Genomic DNA, 15489 nt, shown 5'->3' on the forward strand with positions numbered 1-15489 from the left:
TTTTTTAAGCGCTATCCACTACGTTAAGGGCATTATGAACGCAGATATCGCGCCCATGATCGTCCCTGCGGAGTTTCCGGAGCTCCAGGCGCTCGCCTGGAACCGCGATGCGGCACGCCCGATTCCGGCCGAAGAGGCATTTGCGCTGTATGAGCGTAATTGGCGGTTTGTCGATCAAAAGCGTCTTACTGTGCGTGAGAAGATGCTTATCCAAAGTTTGGCAGACAAATTCGGTCACGGCGTGCTCTTGACCGCCGGCTGATTTCCCTCACCTGATCGTTCCTCGCAGCCGGAATATCAACAGGACACACCGCGAGCGTCATGATGGAATTCAAGAGGCCCGAGCACCAGATCATTGCCGAAGCGCTCGGGTTGATGGATCGCCATTTCCTGACCGCAAACCAGTGCTGGTTCGGCGGTGGCACTGCGATCGTTATGAAATTCGGGGAATATCGCCGCTCACTGGATGTGGACTTCCTGTGTGCCGACAGTGATGGCTATCGCGAATTGCGGACCTCCGCAGCCGAACGTGGCGTCAGAGCATTCTTTCCTGAGCCGGTCGAGGCTGTTCGGGACTTCCAGATCGATCAATATGGCTTGCGGACGATCGTGCGGTTGAAAGGCCAAACGATCAAGTTTGAAGTCATCCGCGAAGGCCGCATAAAACTGCGAGGCCATTTCGACGACGATCTGAATGTATCCGCCCTGGTCCCGGCGGATATGTTTGCCGAGAAGTTGCTGGCGAACGCGGATCGATGTCAGGACCGTGCAATTGCATATCGCGATGCCATCGATCTTGGAGTGCTGGTTGGCATCTATAAGGAAATCCCGAGCGACGCTGTTGGCAAGGCGAAGGCGGCCTATGGCGTGGATATCGAGCGCAAGGTGGCTTGGGTGGTAAACAGGCTGCGGGACAAGGAAGAATTGCGGCATGCCGCCGAGGTGCTGCAAATGGATCCCAACGCGGCGGTCGAAGCGATTTCGGCCCTTCGAAATGAAGGTATCCGCATATGGCCTGACACAGGCCTCGAGCTTTCTAGCCCTAGCCAGTAGCCATCCCAGGGGAATCGCCGTTCAATCCCCGGCGACGAAAAACGTCCACTGCCCGGTGGGCGTAATGCCGACGCGGTAGAAGATGTAGGCTCCGAACTGCTTCATGTCGTCATAGTCGCCGGCGGTGACGATCTTGAACAGTTCGACCCGCTGCCTGGCGTTGAGCTTGTCCAGCGGCAGGGCGAAGAAATATGGCCAGACATAGAGTTCCTGCGGTGTGCCGACGTCTACATGGACATAGCCGGCATTGAGCACCTCTTCCAGGATAGCGAGGATTTCCTGACCTTCCTTGTCGCCCGATAGCCCTTTCAGGAACGCGATCGGGTCGCCCTCGATTTCGCCCAGCGACAATCGGGTCATGGTGTCGCCCTTGCCGATCAGCGGCCGCAGCTTCTCGATGTCGCCGCTGACGCAGGCCTCGACCATCAGATCGCGCATGCGCCTGACGGGCTCCGGCAATTTGGAAAGGTCGTAGACGACTTCGGGCACCGGCGCTTCTGGATCGGCACGCGGGTTGGCCACGCCGCCATCGTTGGCGGGGGCCTCCGGTTGGCTTTGTCCGGGCTCCGTGGGCGATTTCGGCTGGCTGGCCGCCGGTGGCGCCGTGCCGGGCAGATCGGGCATTGGCACTGAATTTTCAGACGGCGCCGTCTCACCATTGGCTGGTGGCCCGGCAGGAACTGGAAGCTCCTCGCGCTTGATCTCGCTCAACGCGTAGGCAGGGTTGCTGGTCAGGACAAACGCCAGCGGACCCGCGGCGCAGGAAGCGGCAAGCCAGATGCTGAGGGCCACGCCGCGAGGCCGGCCTGACATCGAAAAATTCACCGCTTGCCTCTCCTCGGGCCTAGGCTCTTCAGGCATGATGCCCAAACGGCGCGCCGTCGTCAAAGAACCGGTAAGCTGGCGATGCACCCTCTGAGACGCGCGCCGCCTAGTGCCGAAACCGCTCCGGCTCGAAGGCGCCGGCGATCACCTTTTCACGCATGCGGTCGAGCAGGGCAAGGGCCGAGGTCTCGCCATTGGCTCGCAGCATCTCGCCGAACGCGGTTTCAAGCGCTGCCTCGGCGATGATTTCAGGTTCTATGCCGGCCGACAGACCTTCCGCCCAGGCCTCGCTATGGCTTTCCACCGCGGTCAGGCGCTTTTCTTCCCTGACAAGCGCGTCGATGTCGTTGACGCCATGTTCCATTTGCGATGTCCACCTTTTCAAGCGGCGGTCCGACGGGTCGGATCCGGCTTGGGCTGCCCCTATCTCACGCGGGCTAAGTAAGTATCTGTAAATACGACATTTTTTTGATCGTCTTTACAAACTTCGTCGCCTGCGTTCGGTCCGATTCAAACTTAGCCGATTAGACCGGTGAGCGGGATGAAAACCTTCAGTTTGAGTTAATTCCGCATTCGCGCGCTAACGTCTCGTTAATACTGTTGCGCAAGTGCAACACCAAGATTGCATCAACGTGCCGTGGATACAAGGCGGGTGCTCGAAAAGGCGTTGGCTAAACGCCGTCTGGCGCTCGTCAGTTGCCGTAACGCGAGGCGATGTCGCGCGACAGCGTCTCGCCTTCCTTCATGTAGCGGCTGATGGCTTCGGTCGCTGACGGCGTGCATTGGGTATAGGTGCCGCCGAAGGAACGGTAACCGCGGTTGAAGCTGGCGATGAAGCGGGCACGCCGCTCCGGATCGGGATTTTCCGAATCGATCAGCTTTTCCATCTCGGTGCGCCACTGGTCGCCCTTTTCGCCGCACAGATTGCGCAGGAAATGCAGCGACCCCAGCACCTCGGCCAGTCGCATCAGCCCGGGCTCGAACGGCGACTCGGCGGCCAGCGCCGGCTGCACGGCAAAAGCCGTGGCGGCGGCGATGCATGCGGCAAGGAACAGCGAGGTGCGGGTCATAAGTCTATCTGACGAAACATTTTGTCGCTTGCAAGGCGATTCTCGGAGCGGCAGATATCGGCCTGCTTCAGGCCAAAAGCTCTTCAGCCACCTCCATGACGTCACCCGCGAGCGGCAGCGTCGCCATTTCATCAAGACTATAGAAGGCGGCGGTCTCGGCATCGTCGCTGGCCGTCGCTTCGCCGCCGGCATAAACGGCGCCGAACACGGTCAGCAGATAGTCGACCGGGTGGTTCTCGCCGCTGCCGTCGATGTGGATGTCGCGAAGCGGACGATAGTCCTGCGCCCGCAGCCCGGTTTCCTCCAGCAATTCGCGCGACGCTGCTTCTTGCAGCGTCTCGCCGGGCTCGACCTTGCCGCCGGGAAAGGCATAAAGCCCCTGCGACGGCGGCCGCGCCCGTTTGACCAGCAGCACCGTCCTGCCGCGCACGACGGCGACCGAGACTGCGGGAAGTGTCTTGCGCTGCTCGTTCATCGATCTCGTTTTCGCCTATTTGAGGCCAGACCCTTGTGGACCGGCCGGCGGCATTGAGCTTTAGCGGTTGCGCAACGCCGGTTCCATCGCCACTTTCGCGATCGGATCATTTCATCGAGCTTGCCAATGTGCGGACGCTTTGCCCTGACGGCCAAGCCGGACCAGACCGCCGCCTTGCTCGGCCTGGCGGAGCTGGAGGATTTTCCGGCCCGCTACAACATCGCGCCGACGCAGCCGGTGCTAATGGCGCTGTCGGGACCGCCGCGCATGCCGGGCTCGAATTTCCCGGATCGCCAGGCGATGCTGGTGCGCTGGGGGCTGATCCCCACCTGGGTCAAGGACACCAGGGAATTTCCGCTGCTCATCAACGCGCGTTCGGAAGGCGCTATTGAAAAAGCCTCGTTCAAAGCCGCCATGCGCCATCGCCGTGCCTTGGTGCCGGCCTCCGGCTTCTATGAGTGGCAGCAATCCGGCAGCGGCAAGAAGGGCCAGCCCTACTGGATACGGCCGAGGCGTGGCGGGTTGATCGCCTTTGCCGGGCTGATTGAAACCTATTCCGAGCCGGGCGGTTCGGAAATGGACACCGGCGCCATTCTTACCGTCAACGCCAATGCCAGCATCGCCCATATCCATGACCGGATGCCGGTGGTGATCGCGCCTGAAGATTTTGACCGCTGGCTGGACTGCCGCACGCTCGAACCGCGCGATGTGGCCGACCTGCTCAAACCCGCGCTGCCCGATTTCTTCGAGGCAATTCCGGTCTCCGACCTCGTCAACAAGGTCGCCAACACCGGGCCGGAGATACAGGACATGGGCATCGTCGAGCCCGGCAAGGTCAGGCGCCAGAAGCCCGGCGCGGACGGCAGTCAGATGACGCTGTTTTAGAGCGCGTTCCCAAGAAGCCAGTCCGGCCTTCGGGAAGAACCTGCTCAATAGGAAGAGCTGTTGTTTCAGGCGCGCTATGGGGCCTCAGCCTTCCGTTCCGGCGCACGCCTTGTCGGCGGCGGCACGATGCCTGTTCAGGCAGCGCGGGGCGAAGTGATTTTCGGCGCCGGCTTTTTATTCTTCGCGGTATGGAGAAGGGCGGCGACGATCGCGGCCGGGCCGATCGCACGGTAGTGGTTGGCGAGCGCCGGTTGCTTGGCGCGGCTCGATTCCTGCTTGGTTCGTGACATCGATCTCTTCCCTGGTAACATTTCCGTGTCTGCGTTTGCCGGCCGAATCTGACCGAATCGTGACCTATGGTGGACTAGCCGGCGAATGTTTCATGACTGTGCCGACATGTTTAATAAAATGTTTCAGCGGCTCCTGACCTATGATCCAGCGACGCTTTTGCCGGAAGTTGCGACTTGACGGCAACACCGGCCAAGGCGATAAAGCCGCCGATGAAAACGTTTTCCGCCATTTGTGGCATTTGCATTATTGGCTAGCTTCGCGCTGGTCCGGACGTTTTCGCCTCATCTTTCCCCAGAGTGGACAAACGCCCCGGCCAGCAGGCTGGAGCCGATTTGTGCCTTGGCACAGGTTAGACTCCATCCAGAACTTAACGGGCCGGAAGGGCACGCATGTCTGACGCATCGAAGGGTCTCAGCCTCTACAACACGCTAACGCGGACGAAGGACGTGTTCCTCCCGATCGACCCGTCGAATGTGCGCATGTATGTCTGCGGCCCGACCGTCTACGACTTTGCCCACATCGGCAATGCGCGTCCGGCGATCGTCTTCGACGTGCTGTTCCGTTTGCTGCGTCACCTCTATGGCGAGGCTGGTGTCACGTATGTGCGCAACATCACGGATGTCGACGACAAGATAAACGCCCGCGCGCTGCGCGATTTCGGCGCCGAGATCGCGTCGGGAAGCCTGACGCTCAACGAGGCGATCCGCCGCGTCACCGAAAAAACCGCCGATCAGTACCACAAGGATGTCGCCGCACTCGGCTGCTTGCCGCCGACGGTTGAGCCACGCGCCACCGAGTTCGTCGCGCGCCGCGCCGACGGCAAGGTTGACATGATCACCCTCATCGAACGTTTGATCGAACGCGGCCACGCCTATGTCGCCGCCGGCGAAGTGCTGTTCGACACCGCCTCGATGCCGGATTATGGCGAGCTGTCGAAGCGCAATCTCGACGAACAGCAGGCCGGTGCGCGAATTGCCGTCGACGCTCACAAGAAGAACCCGGGCGATTTCGTGCTGTGGAAATTGTCGTCACCGGAAGAGCCCGGCTGGGACAGCCCATGGGGCAGGGGCCGTCCGGGCTGGCACATCGAATGCTCGGCCATGTCGGCCGCCTATCTCGGCGATGTCTTCGACATCCATGGCGGCGGCCTCGATTTGATCTTCCCGCACCATGAGAACGAGATCGCCCAGTCGCGTTGCGCCCACGGCACCGACGTCATGGCCAATGTCTGGATGCACAACGGCTTCCTGCAGGTCGAGGGCCAGAAAATGTCGAAGAGCGTCGGCAATTTCTACGCGATCGCCGAACTGCTGGAGACCGAGACCTTCGGCGGCCGCAAATGGCCGGGCGAGGTGCTGCGTCTGGCGATGCTGATGACGCATTACCGCGAGCCGATCGATTTCTCCGTGCGCAAGCTGGAGGAAGCCGAGAACACGCTGCGCAAATGGAAACGCGCGGCTGACCTGGCGCCGTCGGCAGGGCAAGTCCCGGCGGAGATTGTGGCGGCACTGTCGGACGACCTCGCCACCTACGCCGCCTTCCAGCAACTCACGCAGCTTGCCGGTGAGGCCGCGGAGGGCAACGAAGCGGCCGCATCGCTGAAGGCATCGCTGTTGTTCCTCGGCTTCGATATCGGCGCGGCCAAGGTCGACGAGGTTGCGGTCGCCAAGGCGGTCGCCAAGCGCTTGGAACTGATCGCAGCGAAAAACTGGGCCGAAGCCGATCGCATCCGCGATGAGCTTCTGGCGCAGGGCGTGCAGCTGAAAGACGGCAAGGATCCTATCACTGGCGAACGCGTGACGACGTGGGAGGTAAAGCGGTGAGGGTGGCGCGAGACACCGTTGTAAGATTGGCGAAGGCCGGAGCGACAGCCAATCTCCCCCCTTGCGGGGGAGATGTCCGGCAGGACAGAGGGGGGTGTGAAGGAACGCCAGCGTTCCTTCTTGCCCACTTTCATTTCGGTCACTTTCTGAGAACGCAATGGCTGCCGGTTGAGACGCTGGCGGGACAGCACTCCCCTCTGTCCTGCCGGACATCTCCCCCGCAAGGGGGGAGATCAGCCCTCGCCTCGGTTTTCGCTAATCGCCAGCGCGGAGTGGCCTGAGCATGGGTCACGACCTCGTTCCATCGCGTCAGCGCAAGAATGCAAAGTCCATGCGTCGCGTCATGACCGATGCCGAGCTGAAACTGTGGAATGAGTTGCGGGCTCACCGGCTGATGGGGATGAGCTTTCGCCGACAGGTACCGATTAGGCCCTACATTGTCGACTTCGCCTGTTCGGCCCACCACCTCGTAGTCGAGGTTGATGGCAGTCAGCATGCCGACGTAGAAGATGCAGAACGCGACAAGGCACGCAGCGCTCAATTGAGTGCCAGTGGCTGGACCATCCTGCGCTTCTGGAACGACGACGTCATCCGCGATATCGACAATGTCTGCCAGCACATCGTGATCGAGGCCGGCTTGGCCGGCGCCGACGTGCCGGCGCCAGCAAGGGAGGAGCTTGTTTCATGATCGACCATCTCGGCATCAATGTCGCCGATTTCGGCGCGTCGAAAGCCTTTTATGACCAGGCGATGGCGCCGCTTGGCGCCTCGCTGATTTACATGGTGCCACTGGAATATACCGGCGGCGCCAAGGTCGGCGGTTATGGCCGCGACCGGCCGGTGTTCTGGCTGCAGGCCAGCGATGACAAGCCGAGGACCCATCAGCACGTCGCCTTCACCGCGCGCAGCCGCGCCGAGGTCGACGCCTTCCATGCCGCGGCGCTCGCCGCCGGCGGCAAGGACAATGGCGGGCCGGGGCTGCGCCCGCATTATCACCCGGACTATTACGGCGCCTTCGTCTTGGATCCCGACGGCAACAATGTCGAGGCCGTCTGCCATGCGCCCGAATGACTATGAAACGGAGTGAAACGCCATGAGCCTCGACAACCGGCCGATCTACACCGGCGGCTGCCAGTGCGGCGCGGTGCGCTTTCGCGTCGAGGGTGCGCTAGGTGACGCCTCGATCTGCCATTGCCGCATGTGCCAGAAGGCGTTCGGCTCATTTTACGCGCCCCTGGTCTCGGTGCGTGGCGCCAAACTCGACTGGACGCGCGGCGAACCGAAATATTTCGCCTCGTCCAGCCACGTCGATCGTGGCTTTTGCGGCAATTGCGGCACGCCGCTGACCTTTACCGCGCCCGACGGCATCGGCCTCGCCATCGGCGCCTTCGACAATCCGGCTGATATCGTGCCGCTGATCCAGTGGGGCACGGAGGCAAAACTTCCCTATGTCGACACCCTTCCGCAATTGCCGGGCGAGGACACGATGGCCGACATGTCGTCGGCGCCTTATCTTGCCGAGCTTGTCTCCTACCAGCATCCCGATCATGACACCGAACAATGGCCGCCAGAGGAAAAGTTATGACCGATGAAGTTCGAACCGGCGGCTGCCAGTGCGGCGCCGTCCGTTTCCGCATCAAGGGCAAGCTTGGCCGGGCGTCCATCTGCCATTGCCGCATGTGCCAGAAACAGTTCGGGTCGTTTTTCGGCGCCCTGGTGACAGTGCCCAAGGATGGCGTCGAATGGGTGCGCGAGGAGCCGACCTACTTCCAGTCGTCGGTCAACATCGATCGCGGCTTCTGTGCCCGCTGCGGTACACCGCTGACCTATCGCCAACCTGGCGCACTGGAGATCGCCATCGGCGCCTTCGACGACCGCTCCGATCTGGCGCCGCAGATCCAGGTCAACTACGCGGTCCGATTGCCTTGGGTGGAAACGATCTTTGACCAGCCCGTGCATCAGGATCCGGATTTCTACTCCCGCCAGGAGCAGATCATCTCCTTCCAGCATCCCGACCACGAAACCACGGACTGGCCCGCGCACGGCCTGAAAGATATGAGCAATGAAATGAACAGTGAACTTCGTACTCTTTATCCAGAGATCGAGGCGTTCGAGTCCGGCATGCTCGATGTCGGCGACGGCCATCATATCTACTGGGAGCGCTCCGGAACCAGGGGCGCCAAGCCGGCCGTTTTCCTGCATGGCGGTCCCGGCGGCGGCTTCTCGCCAAAACATCGGCAATTGTTCGACTCGAAGCTTTACGACGTCATCCTGTTCGACCAGCGCGGCTGCGGGAAATCGACACCCAACGCCTCGCTCGAGGCCAACACCACCTGGCACCTGGTTGCCGACATCGAGCGGCTGCGTGAGATGTGCGGCTTCGAAAAATGGCTGGTGTTCGGCGGCTCGTGGGGCTCGACGCTGGCGCTGGCCTATGCCGAGACGCATCCTAATCGCGTCAGCGAGCTTGTCGTGCGCGGCATCTACACGCTGACCCGCGCCGAACTCGAATGGTACTATCAGTTCGGCGTCTCCGAGATGTTCCCCGACAAATGGGAGCGTTTCCTGGCGCCAATTCCTGAAGCCGAGCGCGGCGACATGATGGCCGCTTACCGCAGGCGGTTGGTCGGCGCCGATGGCAAGGCGCAGCTGGAAGCCGCCCTTGCCTGGAGCCTGTGGGAAGGTGAGACGATCACGCTGCTACCGGAGCCGGAGACCAGCGACAAGTTCGGCGAGGACCACTTCGCCATCGCCTTTGCCCGCATCGAGAACCACTATTTCGTCCACGCCGGCTGGCTGGAGGAGGGGCAGCTTCTGCGCGATGCCCATAAGCTCGCGGATATTCCCGGCACAATCGTCCACGGCCGCTACGACATGCCGTGCCCGGCGCGCTATGCCTGGGCCCTGCACAAGGCCTGGCCGAAGGCGGATTTCCACCTCATCGAAGGCGCCGGCCATTCCTATTCGGAGCCGGGGATTCTGGATCGGCTGATACGCGCGACGGATGGGTTTGCGGGGAAATGACAGCGCGTGGCACCCCCCTCTGTCCTGCCGGACATCTCCCCCTCAAGGGGGGAGATTGGCTGTCATCGGCGCTTTCGCAAATCTTCATCGCTGCAGGAAACGATCCGACGCTAAAGCTGCCGATCTTCCCCCTTGAGGGGGAGATGGCCGGCAGGCCAGAGGGGGGTGCTCGCGCGCCAACAGAACAATGACCAAACAACGCCTCTATCTCTTCGACACAACCCTCCGCGATGGCCAGCAGACGCCGGGCATCGACTTTTCCGTCGAGGACAAGATCGCGATTGCCAAGCTGCTCGATGAGTTCGGCATGGACTATGTCGAAGGCGGCTATCCCGGCGCCAATCCGACCGACACCGGCTTCTTCCAGCAGAAGCGCACGGCGAAGGCAAAGTTCGTCGCCTTCGGCATGACCAAGCGGGCAGGCGTGTCGGCGTCCAACGACCCGGGCCTGGCAGCGCTCGTGCAGTCCAAGTCCGACGCCATCTGCTTCGTCGCCAAGAGCTGGGACTATCATGTCCGCGTCGCGCTCGGCTGCACCAATGAGGAAAACCTCGACTCGATCAACGCGTCGGTCGAAGCAGCTGTTGCCGCCGGCAAGGAAGCGATGGTCGATTGCGAGCATTTCTTCGACGGCTTCAAGGCCAATCCCGACTATGCGCTGGCCTGCGCCAGGACCGCCTATGATGCCGGCGCGCGCTGGGTGGTGTTGTGCGACACCAATGGCGGCACGCAGCCCTCGGAAGTGCGCGCCATCGTCGACAAGGTCATTGTTTCAGGCATTCCGGGCGGCCATCTCGGCATCCATGCCCATGACGACACCGGCCAGGCGGTGGCCAATTCGCTCGCCGCCGTCGAGGCCGGCGTGCGCCAGATCCAAGGCACGCTGAACGGTATCGGCGAGCGCTGCGGCAACGCCAATCTGGTCTCGATCGTGCCGACGCTGGCGCTGAAGCCGGCTTTCGCCGATCGCTTCGAAACTGGCATCTCGGTTGAAGCGTTGACCGGTATTTCACGGCTTTCCCGCGCCTTTGACGAATTGCTGAACCGCGCTCCGGAAGCGCAGGCGCCCTATGTCGGCGCCTCAGCCTTCGCCACCAAGGCCGGCATCCACGCCTCCGCACTGGCCAAGGAGCCGGCGACCTATGAACATGTGCCGCCCGAGGCGGTAGGCAACCGCCGCCGCGTTATGGTTTCGGACCAGGGCGGCAAGGCCAATTTCCTCGCCGAGCTGAAGCGGCGCGGCATCGATGTGCCCAGAGACGACCATCGTCTCGATGCGCTGATCTCGGTGGTCAAGGAGCGCGAGGCCGAGGGCTACGCCTATGAGGGCGCCGATGCCTCCTTCGAGCTGTTGGCGCGCAAAATGCTGCACGGCCTGCCGGAGTTCTTCAACGTCACTTCGTTCCGCTGCATGGTCGAGCGCCGCTTCGATGCCAACGGCCAGTTGAAGACGGTCTCCGAAGCCATCGTCAAGGTGATGGTCGAGGGCGAGGAGAAGATGTCGGTGGCCGAAGGCCACGGCCCGGTCAACGCGCTCGACATCGCGTTGCGCAAGGACCTCGGCAAATTCCAGAGCGAGATCGCCGACATGGAGCTCGCCGATTTCAAGGTGCGTATCCTCAATGGCGGCACCGAGGCGATCACTCGCGTCCTGATCGAATCGCATGACGGCACCGGCGCACGCTGGTGGACGGTCGGCGTGTCGGAAAACATAATCGACGCCTCCTTCCAGGCGCTGATGGATTCGATCGTCTACAAGCTGATGAAGAACCGCGACATGGCGGGATTGGTGGCGGCGGAGTAGGGTTGCAAGACGTGGGTTTCCTCGCCCCCCGAAGTGGGGCGAGGAACTGGCGCCGCCCCTTGAGCCATCAGCGGAAGTCCATTGATCCATCATAATTTTGCGATGGTTTTGGATGGCCCACTGGGCCATAGCGTTTGCCATGGCCAGCGACACGATCCAGCCCGACGCCGACTCCAAAGCCCGCAGCGGCTTTCTCCTCGCGCTCGGCGCTTATCTGCTATGGGGCCTGTTGCCCTTCTACATGAAGGCGGTTGCGCATCTGCCGCTGATCGAGGTGATCGCCCACCGCATCGTCTGGTCGGTGCCGATTGCTGCTGCAGTGCTGGTCTGGGCCGGCCGCACAGCCGATTTCAAGGCGGCGATCCGCTCGCCGCGCAGCATCGCCATGGCGGCGCTGACGGCGACCCTGATCTCCGTCAACTGGGCCATCTATGTCTGGGCGATCTCGGTCGACCGCACCGTCGAGACCGCGCTCGGATACTACATCAACCCATTAGTTAGCATCGTCGTCGGCGCGTTGTTGCTCGGCGAGAAGCTCGACCGGCTGCAGATCGCGGCCGTGTTGCTGGCGGCGGTCGCAGTTGCCGTTCTGACCGTCGATGCCGGCAAATTGCCTTGGGTGTCGTTGGCGCTGGCGTTTTCCTTCGCTGCCTATGGGTTCTTCCGCAAGACGCTGCCGATCGGCCCGAGCCAGGGCTTTCTGCTCGAAGTGCTTTTGCTGTCGGTGCCGGCGCTTGCCTACATCGTCTTCCTGGTCGTCAACGGCCAGGACCATTTCATCTCCAGCAACGGCACCGATATGGCTTTGCTCATCGGCTGCGGCCCAGTCACCTCGGTGCCGCTGCTTCTGTTCGCCTTCGGCGCCAAGCTTCTGCGCCTCTCCACCATCGGCATCATGCAGTACATCGCACCGACCATGGTGTTCCTGATAGCCGTGCTGATTTTCGACGAGCCGTTCGGCACCACGCAAGCAATTGCCTTCGCGCTAATCTGGGCGGCATTGGCGATGTATTCCTGGTCGATGTTTCGTGGCCGTGAAATCCGCCCGGTGGCGTTGGCCCCGAAGTAGGGAGCCTTTCGATGTACGTGCTGCATATCGCCAACAAGAACTATTCGTCATGGTCGCTGCGGCCATGGGTGCTGATGCGCACCCTCGACATTCCGTTCGAGGAGCAATTGACGCCGTTTCCGACCGGGCCCAGTTTCGATCTCTACCGGGCGTTCTCGCCCAGCGGGCGCGTGCCTTGCCTGGTGGATGACGGCTGGGCTGTCTGGGATTCGCTGGCTATTGCCGAGTATCTCGCCGAGCGCCACCATGGTGTGTGGCCTGCCGAGGCCAAGGCGCGAGCCTGGGCGCGCTCGGCCGCCGCCGAAATGCATTCTGGTTTCACGGCCTTGCGCGGCGCATGCCCGATGAATTGCGGCTTGCGGGTGAAACCGTTGCCGATGTCGGACGCGCTGAAGCAGGATCTGTTCCGTTTGGGCGATCTCTGGAACGATGGCCTTGCCCTGTTCGGCGGGCCGTTCCTTGCCGGCGGCCATTTTACCGCCGTCGACGCCTTCTTTGCTCCGGTGGCGTTCCGTGTGCTATCCTATGGGCTGTCTTTCGAAGGGGCAGCTGCAGCCTATCCCCCGCAATTGCTTGGCCTGCCGGCCATGCAGGAATGGTATGCGGCGGGTCTCGCCGAGACCTGGCGGGAGCCGGACCATGAGGCGGAGGTCGCTGCCGCCGGCACCATCGTCGAGGATCTTCGCGCAACGGCGTGATGGGCATTCCAGGAAAAGCGCGTCGCGTTCCCTTGGGAATTGCGTGAAAACAAAGGGATCGGGGCGTTACGTCCGCCCGAGCCGCCTTACGAACATGTAGGTCGCCGCGGCGATCACGATCGAAACCGCCGAGACCACCCAGAAGCCCATCGGCGTATTGACCATGGGCAGGCCACCGACATTCATGCCGAACAGGCCTGATATGATGGTCATCGGCAACAGCACCGCCGTCATCACCGACAGCACATAGAGCAGCTGGTTGGACTGCATTGTCAGCTTGGCCATCAACTCGTCCTGCAGCAACCTTGCGCGTGCCTGCAACTGCTCGCCGTCGTGATAGAGCGTGTGTGCCCGGTGCGAGAGCCTTGTCGCCATGTCATTGATCCGATCGGGCAGCTCATTGCGATGCGAATGGTCGAGATGGCGAAAAAGGTTTGTGAGCGTCGCCATCTGCCGGTGGATGACCACCAGTTGACGGCGCGCCTCGACCAGCGACTGCCGCTCGCCGTGCCAGGCATCGCGCACGATACGGTCCTCGATGCCGTCCAGCGTATCGCCAAGACCGTGGAGCTCGGCCGCCATGCCGTCGAGCGACTGGCCCATGACCGCTTCGACCAGGTCGGCGGGGGAGCGGAATTTGCGCGAGCCGCTCTCCACCGCCTTGCGGATGAGATCGACCGATTCCAGTGGCTGCTTGCGCGCGCCGATCAGCGTCTTGTCGTTGAGCGCAAAACGGAAATGGCCGAGCCCGCGCGCTTCCGCCGAATAGTCGTGGCGCAGATCCGGCAGGTCGCCATAAAGCCAGGCATCCTCGAGATCGATGTGGCAACCCTGGCTGGCGCCGAGGAAAGCTTCGCGCACCGGCCCGGGCAGAGCCTGCTCGGCGGCGATCTCATGACGGGCGCGCAGGTCGGACAGCTGGTAGCTGCGCCATGTCCATGCAACCTCGGCCGCGTCCTTGGTGCGCAGGCCCTCGGCGGTGAAATGGTAGATGAAGAACAGCCCGTGCTCGTCGGGCAGGTAAGGCGACAGGCCTTCCGCGTTGAGAGCAATGTTCACGGCTCGCCTCGCCAAGAAATTTCGACCAGGTTCAGATTTCGACTATGCCGACGCGCGGATGCCGACCCGTCCTTCGTAACACGAGGGAGGCGGGTTCCGTGTGACGGTTTCTTGACAGGCGATCACAGTTTGTCGAGCAGCGTTTAGAGTGTTTGCTGCTATCGCCGACGAATGGAGCTCACCCATCGCAACGGTCCGGTCAATCGCCATCTGCGTGACGCAAGCGCCGCATCGCGCTCCGCCACCAGGTCGTCTCGGATCCTGGCCAGCGCGCTACGCTCGGCTACGAGGCCGTCTTGGCCCAGGGCGAGCGCGTCACGCTCCGCCATGAAGCTGTCTCGGGCTTGGATGAGGTCCTGCTGGGCGTGAGCGAGCGCGTCACGCTCCGCCATGAAGCTGTCTCGGTCTCGGATGAGGGCCTGTTGGGCGTCAGCGAGGGCGTCACGCTCGACGATGCCCTTTCCCAGTTCGCCGTGTAGCCGTTTAGCGGCCAGGTTCCCTGCGGCAACGGCCTTGCCAACCACATCGCAGCTCTCATCGAACGTCGCCCGCACCCTGTCGAGCTGGTCGCGCAAGTCCTGGCTGTCGCCTTCAGACGCCATACTGCGCAAAATGGCATAGGCACTGCGGACTAACGGCGTGGCATCCGGATGGTTTTGCAGATCAGCGACCGAGGCCCGCTGATGATGCAGATCCTTGTCCAGGAACTCGGCGATTGCGGCGTCGGCGTGATCGGACGTGACAGGCCAGACGATTCCGGTCTCCCTGGCCGCGCGGTCCATCTGATGTCGCCAGTCGCTCAACAGGTCTTCGTGGCGCAGGATACAGCGCGGCATGTGTCGCGAATGATGCTCCGCTTCGAGCACGTGCCTGAGCCACAGCATGAACGCTGTCGGCAGTGCCATTTGATCCCGTTCCTGCAGCGAACAGGCGACTTCGAGCGGGTTGCGAACAGGCAGAAATGCGATCGGGTCAATCCTGAGATCGGCCAGGATCGAGGCTATGAAGGGAAGGAACCGGCAGATCCGCGGATCCTTGACGAAAAACAGGGGGGCATCGCCGAACTCGCTGGCAATGATCGCCGTCATCATGGGCCGAAATCGCTCGGCTGCCGGCGACTGCAGCCACTGCCGATCTAGCGGCAGCCAATCTTGCCAGGAGGAGGCGGCCGCCGTGAGCAGGTGGTCGTCGGCGATGGTGAGTGGGGTACTTTCCCAATGTCCCTTGGGATTGTGGAGGCTCCCGGGCAGCAGATGTTTCGGCGGCGTGGCTCCATGCGCGGCGACGAGGGCGCCGAGCGCCGAGGTGCCGCTGCGGTGCATTCCGAGGGCCAGGATCGCCGTCCTTGGTTCCGACGCGATCTCGCCCTTCGCGGCCGTCAATCGCTCGCGCGGATTCATCTCCCCTCTGTCT

Annotated in this window: 18 protein-coding genes and 1 pseudogene; 12 read left to right on the top strand and 7 right to left on the bottom strand. The window is 62.3% G+C overall.

Annotated elements, in window-relative coordinates; genetic code table 11:
* Positions 1 to 34 precede the first annotated feature (34 nt).
* Positions 35 to 262 carry a hypothetical protein gene (locus ACYG9Z_RS22370; protein ID WP_027049982.1) on the top strand — a complete coding sequence of 76 codons (228 nt, stop codon included), beginning with the start codon at positions 35 to 37 and terminating at the stop codon, positions 260 to 262.
* 62 nt (positions 263 to 324) lie between these two features.
* Positions 325 to 1053 (top strand): nucleotidyl transferase AbiEii/AbiGii toxin family protein, encoded by a 729-nt coding sequence (locus tag ACYG9Z_RS22375; protein ID WP_023684480.1) that lies wholly within the window; start codon positions 325 to 327, stop codon positions 1051 to 1053.
* A gap of 21 nt (positions 1054 to 1074) precedes the next feature.
* Here ACYG9Z_RS22375 and ACYG9Z_RS22380 read toward each other — a convergent pair whose 3' ends face one another.
* The 4 genes from ACYG9Z_RS22380 to ACYG9Z_RS22395 all read right to left on the bottom strand — a co-directional run bounded on the left by ACYG9Z_RS22380 (position 1075) and on the right by ACYG9Z_RS22395 (position 3423).
* Complete coding sequence (locus tag ACYG9Z_RS22380) at positions 1075 to 1878, bottom strand: hypothetical protein (RefSeq protein ID WP_031244270.1); 804 nt, start codon at positions 1876 to 1878, stop codon at positions 1075 to 1077.
* A 106-nt stretch (positions 1879 to 1984) separates the two neighbouring features.
* Complete coding sequence (locus ACYG9Z_RS22385; RefSeq protein ID WP_023673564.1) at positions 1985 to 2242, bottom strand: hypothetical protein; 258 nt, start codon at positions 2240 to 2242, stop codon at positions 1985 to 1987.
* A gap of 328 nt (positions 2243 to 2570) precedes the next feature.
* On the bottom strand, positions 2571 to 2948 hold the full coding sequence (locus tag ACYG9Z_RS22390) for a TIGR02301 family protein (protein ID WP_023705383.1): 378 nt from the start codon (positions 2946 to 2948) through the stop codon (positions 2571 to 2573).
* 67 nt (positions 2949 to 3015) lie between these two features.
* Complete coding sequence (locus tag ACYG9Z_RS22395) at positions 3016 to 3423, bottom strand: NUDIX hydrolase (protein WP_023753097.1); 408 nt, start codon at positions 3421 to 3423, stop codon at positions 3016 to 3018.
* Positions 3424 to 3549: 126 nt separating this feature from the next.
* Between ACYG9Z_RS22395 and ACYG9Z_RS22400 the strand changes: the two genes are divergently transcribed.
* Positions 3550 to 4308, top strand: coding sequence for an SOS response-associated peptidase (locus ACYG9Z_RS22400; protein ID WP_023716210.1), 759 nt, complete (start codon positions 3550 to 3552; stop codon positions 4306 to 4308).
* A 134-nt stretch (positions 4309 to 4442) separates the two neighbouring features.
* Here the strand turns inward: ACYG9Z_RS22400 and ACYG9Z_RS22405 are convergent, their stop codons facing one another.
* Positions 4443 to 4598 (bottom strand): hypothetical protein, encoded by a 156-nt coding sequence (locus tag ACYG9Z_RS22405; RefSeq protein ID WP_023673568.1) that lies wholly within the window; start codon positions 4596 to 4598, stop codon positions 4443 to 4445.
* 390 nt (positions 4599 to 4988) lie between these two features.
* On the opposite strand from ACYG9Z_RS22405, the gene cysS reads away from it, so the two are divergent.
* From cysS to ACYG9Z_RS22450, 9 genes and pseudogenes are all read left to right on the top strand, one after another.
* Positions 4989 to 6422: a cysteine--tRNA ligase gene (gene cysS / locus ACYG9Z_RS22410; protein ID WP_023753098.1), complete on the top strand. Its 1434-nt coding sequence runs from the start codon at positions 4989 to 4991 to the stop codon at positions 6420 to 6422.
* A 283-nt stretch (positions 6423 to 6705) separates the two neighbouring features.
* Positions 6706 to 7110: an endonuclease domain-containing protein gene (locus ACYG9Z_RS22415; RefSeq protein ID WP_023684473.1), complete on the top strand. Its 405-nt coding sequence runs from the start codon at positions 6706 to 6708 to the stop codon at positions 7108 to 7110.
* Positions 7107 to 7493, top strand: coding sequence for a VOC family protein (locus tag ACYG9Z_RS22420; RefSeq protein ID WP_023684472.1), 387 nt, complete (start codon positions 7107 to 7109; stop codon positions 7491 to 7493). The genes ACYG9Z_RS22415 and ACYG9Z_RS22420 overlap by 4 nt, the downstream gene beginning before the upstream one ends.
* Before the next feature lie 22 nt (positions 7494 to 7515).
* A complete protein-coding gene (locus ACYG9Z_RS22425) occupies positions 7516 to 8007 on the top strand; it encodes a GFA family protein (protein ID WP_023684471.1) in 492 nt (163 codons plus the stop codon).
* Positions 8004 to 8315: pseudogene (locus tag ACYG9Z_RS22430) on the top strand (GFA family protein); the annotation flags it as partial. The gene ACYG9Z_RS22425 and the pseudogene ACYG9Z_RS22430, both read left to right, overlap by 4 nt.
* A gap of 174 nt (positions 8316 to 8489) precedes the next feature.
* The gene (gene pip / locus ACYG9Z_RS22435) at positions 8490 to 9446 is read left to right on the top strand and encodes a prolyl aminopeptidase (RefSeq protein WP_031244271.1); all 957 of its coding nucleotides are present in this window, start codon (positions 8490 to 8492) and stop codon (positions 9444 to 9446) included.
* Between the two features lie 187 nt (positions 9447 to 9633).
* The gene (gene cimA / locus ACYG9Z_RS22440; RefSeq protein ID WP_023753100.1) at positions 9634 to 11250 is read left to right on the top strand and encodes a citramalate synthase; all 1617 of its coding nucleotides are present in this window, start codon (positions 9634 to 9636) and stop codon (positions 11248 to 11250) included.
* A 139-nt stretch (positions 11251 to 11389) separates the two neighbouring features.
* Positions 11390 to 12319 carry an EamA family transporter RarD gene (gene rarD, locus ACYG9Z_RS22445; protein ID WP_023673577.1) on the top strand — a complete coding sequence of 310 codons (930 nt, stop codon included), beginning with the start codon at positions 11390 to 11392 and terminating at the stop codon, positions 12317 to 12319.
* An 11-nt stretch (positions 12320 to 12330) separates the two neighbouring features.
* Positions 12331 to 13017, top strand: a complete 687-nt coding sequence (locus ACYG9Z_RS22450) for a glutathione S-transferase family protein (RefSeq protein ID WP_023673578.1) — start codon at positions 12331 to 12333, stop codon at positions 13015 to 13017.
* A gap of 66 nt (positions 13018 to 13083) precedes the next feature.
* Here ACYG9Z_RS22450 and ACYG9Z_RS22455 read toward each other — a convergent pair whose 3' ends face one another.
* On the bottom strand, positions 13084 to 14076 hold the full coding sequence (locus ACYG9Z_RS22455; RefSeq protein ID WP_023684466.1) for a transporter: 993 nt from the start codon (positions 14074 to 14076) through the stop codon (positions 13084 to 13086).
* Between the two features lie 158 nt (positions 14077 to 14234).
* Positions 14235 to 15476: a sulfotransferase family protein gene (locus ACYG9Z_RS22460; protein WP_023753101.1), complete on the bottom strand. Its 1242-nt coding sequence runs from the start codon at positions 15474 to 15476 to the stop codon at positions 14235 to 14237.
* Positions 15477 to 15489 lie beyond the last annotated feature (13 nt).

It is taken from the genome of Mesorhizobium sp. RSR380A (assembly GCF_054719385.1).

Bases quoted from the DNA above. Each gene is read 5' to 3' on its own strand.
- ACYG9Z_RS22370 (WP_027049982.1), top strand. From the start codon at position 35: ATGAACGCAGATATCGCGCCCATGATCGTCCCTGCGGAGTTTCCGGAG.
- ACYG9Z_RS22375 (WP_023684480.1), top strand. From the start codon at position 325: ATGGAATTCAAGAGGCCCGAGCACCAGATCATTGCCGAAGCGCTCGGG.
- ACYG9Z_RS22385 (WP_023673564.1), bottom strand. From the start codon at position 2,242: ATGGAACATGGCGTCAACGACATCGACGCGCTTGTCAGGGAAGAAAAG.
- ACYG9Z_RS22390 (WP_023705383.1), bottom strand. From the start codon at position 2,948: ATGACCCGCACCTCGCTGTTCCTTGCCGCATGCATCGCCGCCGCCACG.
- ACYG9Z_RS22395 (WP_023753097.1), bottom strand. From the start codon at position 3,423: ATGAACGAGCAGCGCAAGACACTTCCCGCAGTCTCGGTCGCCGTCGTG.
- ACYG9Z_RS22400 (WP_023716210.1), top strand. From the start codon at position 3,550: ATGTGCGGACGCTTTGCCCTGACGGCCAAGCCGGACCAGACCGCCGCC.
- ACYG9Z_RS22405 (WP_023673568.1), bottom strand. From the start codon at position 4,598: ATGTCACGAACCAAGCAGGAATCGAGCCGCGCCAAGCAACCGGCGCTC.
- cysS (WP_023753098.1), top strand. From the start codon at position 4,989: ATGTCTGACGCATCGAAGGGTCTCAGCCTCTACAACACGCTAACGCGG.
- ACYG9Z_RS22415 (WP_023684473.1), top strand. From the start codon at position 6,706: ATGGGTCACGACCTCGTTCCATCGCGTCAGCGCAAGAATGCAAAGTCC.
- ACYG9Z_RS22420 (WP_023684472.1), top strand. From the start codon at position 7,107: ATGATCGACCATCTCGGCATCAATGTCGCCGATTTCGGCGCGTCGAAA.
- ACYG9Z_RS22425 (WP_023684471.1), top strand. From the start codon at position 7,516: ATGAGCCTCGACAACCGGCCGATCTACACCGGCGGCTGCCAGTGCGGC.
- pip (WP_031244271.1), top strand. From the start codon at position 8,490: ATGAACAGTGAACTTCGTACTCTTTATCCAGAGATCGAGGCGTTCGAG.
- cimA (WP_023753100.1), top strand. From the start codon at position 9,634: ATGACCAAACAACGCCTCTATCTCTTCGACACAACCCTCCGCGATGGC.
- rarD (WP_023673577.1), top strand. From the start codon at position 11,390: ATGGCCAGCGACACGATCCAGCCCGACGCCGACTCCAAAGCCCGCAGC.
- ACYG9Z_RS22450 (WP_023673578.1), top strand. From the start codon at position 12,331: ATGTACGTGCTGCATATCGCCAACAAGAACTATTCGTCATGGTCGCTG.
- ACYG9Z_RS22460 (WP_023753101.1), bottom strand. From the start codon at position 15,476: ATGAATCCGCGCGAGCGATTGACGGCCGCGAAGGGCGAGATCGCGTCG.